This is a genomic window from Bradyrhizobium sp. PRIMUS42, from assembly GCF_023006515.1.
In the GTDB taxonomy this organism is placed as follows: Bacteria; Pseudomonadota; Alphaproteobacteria; order Rhizobiales; family Xanthobacteraceae; genus Bradyrhizobium.
Genome location: NZ_JALBGZ010000774.1, coordinates 1 through 2807 on the forward strand (window position 1 = coordinate 1; position 2807 = coordinate 2807).

Here is a 2807-nt window from a genome sequence, read left to right on the forward strand (position 1 = left end):
GGATCGGGCAGGCCGAGTGCCAGCGTGTGCGGCAGCACGGTGATCGCGTTGGCACCGGCAAGCCCGGCCGCAAACGTCGCGATGGTCGCGCGCAGCATGTTCACGTAGGGGTCGCGCTGCGTCAGCATGCGCCAGGCCGTATCGGCGGCAATGAACAGCGGTTTTGGCGTCAGCCCGCAGGCCGTCTCGATGCGGGCCCACAACAGCCGCAGCGCGCGGAATTTCGCCATGGTCAGGAACTGGTCGGCATCGGCGGCAAGCCGCGCATAGACCATGCCTTGCGCCTGTTCCAGCGGAATGCCGGCGCCTTCGATCGCGCGCAAGTAAGCAACGCCGCAGGCGAGCACGAAGGCAAGCTCCTGTACCTCGGAGCCCCCGGCGTCGTGGATCACGCGTCCGTCGGCGGATGCGAACGGTCCCTTGAAGCCGAGCCCGGCAAGCCCCTTGATGGCGCCGGTGACGGCCGGAGCAATCTCCTCCCAGGTATAAGGACTGTGGCCCCACACCGCGCCGGCCGCGAGCGGATCGAGCCCGAAGCGGATGTCGCAGGCGGCGGGATCGAGGCCCTTGCACTTCACATATTCCGCGACGTGGATCGCCGCCATCCGCGATTGCGGTCCGACCTCGAGCTCGATGCCGATGCCGGCGTCGAGGTGAATGTCCTTCAGGACCTTTGCGACGGACTCGGCCGAAGGTTCCAGGCCGAAACCGCGCGCGCCATTGGCGCCGGCGAACACCAGCGCGAGCCCGGTCGCACCGTTCTCCAGATCCTGCAACGCCTGCGCATTCGCGAGCGCCGCGTCGGGATGGTCGATCCGCTGGATGATTTGCCAGGGTGCGGCGGCCGGCCGGCCCACCACCGGCGCAACGCCTTTGGCGCGCGGATAGAGCGGCTCGATCTTCAGGCCGTCGTAGGTCTTGCCGACCAGCTTTTCGAACGGCGCGCCCTTCAGCACGCCATCGACCAGCTTGCGCCAATCTTCGACGGTGGCTTGGGGAAAATCCGCCGCCAGCGGCAGGTCGTCAGTCACGGAGGTCATGCGGCGAGGGGCTCCCAAACGTCTCGTTATTCGCAGGCGAATTTGCCACGGCAGACCGTCCCTGCAAACGGTCGTTTTTGGTTAACCGGTATCCGGAAGCCGCTCAATGCCTTGCGTCGAGACGCTGGCGAGCCCGTCACGCACACGAATGCCCGAGATCACGCGGTCGGGCGCGATTTCGGCCAGCGGCACCAGCACGAAGGCGCGCTCGAACAGGCGCGGATGGGGCAAGGTCAGGTCGGGCTTCTGCAAGGAGACATCGTCATAGGCGATCATGTCGAGATCTAGCGTGCGCGGTCCCCAGCGCCGTTCCTTGTCACGCGTGCGACCGAATTTCTGCTCGACTTTCTGCAGCACGAACAATAGCGCGTGGGGATCGAGGCCGGTCTCGATCTCGATGCAGGCATTGATGAAGGGCGCCTGGTCCTCGTCGCCCCAGGGCGGCGTCGCGTAGTCCGAGGAGCGCGCGATCAGTGCGGCTTGCGCCATGCCGCAGATATGCGCGATGGCCTTGCCGAACGTCGCGCGGACATCGCCGATATTGCCGCCGAGTGCGATCAGCACGCTTGCCATGTTATGGATGCCGCGAGCGCGTCAGCATGATGCCGACATCGTCGAAGATCGCGGCGATCGGCGCATGCGGCTTGTGCACCGTGATCTTCACGGCGCGGATGCGCGGGAAGCTCGACAGGATGGCGTCGGCCACCGCGCCGGCGGCGCGCTCCAAAAGCTTGTAATTGGTGTTCTTGAACGCCGCCGTCGTCGTCGCCACAACGTCGGCGTAGGACACCGTATCGGCGAGCCGGTCGCTGCGCGAGGGCTCCGACAGGTCGGTATAGAGTTCGAGATCGATGACGAAGCGCTGGCCGACCTCGGTCTCGTGATCCATCACGCCGTGGCGGGCATGGATCGACAGGCCGGTGACGAAGATCGTATCGGTCATTGCTTGCCCTCGATTGCGTTCGCGACCCGCAGGGCCTGCAAGGTCTCGGCGACGTCATGGGTCCGGATGATTTTTGCGCCGCGTTGCGCGGCGATCAGATGCGCGGCGATCGAGCCGGCGAGCCGTTCTTTCGGCTCCGACGGCGACACCGAGGCGATGAAGCGCTTGCGCGAGGCACCGACCAGGATCGGCAGGCCGAACATCTCGAACTCGCGTAAGCGCGCCAGCGCGATCATGCTCTGCTCGGCGGTCTTGCCGAAGCCGATGCCGGGATCGAGCACGATCTTGTCGCGCGCGATGCCGGCCTTTGCGGCGATATCCAGCGAACGCAGGAAAAACGTCTTCATGTCCGTGATGATGTCGATGGCGGGATCGGCGTCGTCGCGGTTGTGCATGACGATGACGGGGACGCCTTTCGCGGCCACCAGTGGAGCCATCGCGGCGTCGCGCTGCAGGCCCCAGACGTCGTTGGCGATCGCCGCGCCCTGGTCGAGCGCGAAGGCCACCACCTCGGCCTTCATGCTGTCGATCGAGACCGGCACGCCGAGGGCGACCACGCCCGCCAGCACCGGCTTCAGCCGGGCGAGCTCGTCATCCGCCGTGACGGCCTTGGCGCCCTTGTAGGGCCGGGTGGACTCGGCGCCGATATCGATGATGTCGACGCCGTCCGCAATCATCGCCCGCGCCCGCGCGAGCGCCTGTTCGGGCGCGATGAACTCGCCGCCATCGGAAAAGGAGTCCGGGGTGATGTTGAGCACGCCCATCACCGCCGGAACGGGCCGTTCCAGCAGCGTCCGCAGCGCATCTGGCCCGGCCGAGCCGGC

At 66.7% G+C, this 2807-nt stretch carries 4 protein-coding genes; all 4 read right to left on the bottom strand.

Going from position 1 to position 2807, the window contains the following annotated elements; all coding sequences use genetic code 11:
* Positions 1-1040: methylmalonyl-CoA mutase family protein (locus tag MOV75_RS33390; RefSeq protein ID WP_247007457.1), on the bottom strand; the 1040-nt coding region annotated here is incomplete at its 3' end.
* A gap of 81 nt (positions 1041-1121) precedes the next feature.
* Positions 1122-1613, bottom strand: coding sequence for a 2-amino-4-hydroxy-6-hydroxymethyldihydropteridine diphosphokinase (folK, locus tag MOV75_RS33395; RefSeq protein ID WP_246931991.1), 492 nt, complete (start codon positions 1611-1613; stop codon positions 1122-1124).
* A 1-nt stretch (position 1614) separates the two neighbouring features.
* Positions 1615-1983, bottom strand: coding sequence for a dihydroneopterin aldolase (gene folB / locus MOV75_RS33400; protein WP_246931994.1), 369 nt, complete (start codon positions 1981-1983; stop codon positions 1615-1617).
* Positions 1980-2807: dihydropteroate synthase (gene folP, locus MOV75_RS33405; protein WP_247007458.1), on the bottom strand; the 828-nt coding region annotated here is incomplete at its 5' end. The genes folB and folP, both read right to left, overlap by 4 nt.

Bases quoted from the DNA above. Each gene is read 5' to 3' on its own strand.
- folK (WP_246931991.1), bottom strand. From the start codon at position 1,613: ATGGCAAGCGTGCTGATCGCACTCGGCGGCAATATCGGCGATGTCCGC.
- folB (WP_246931994.1), bottom strand. From the start codon at position 1,983: ATGACCGATACGATCTTCGTCACCGGCCTGTCGATCCATGCCCGCCAC.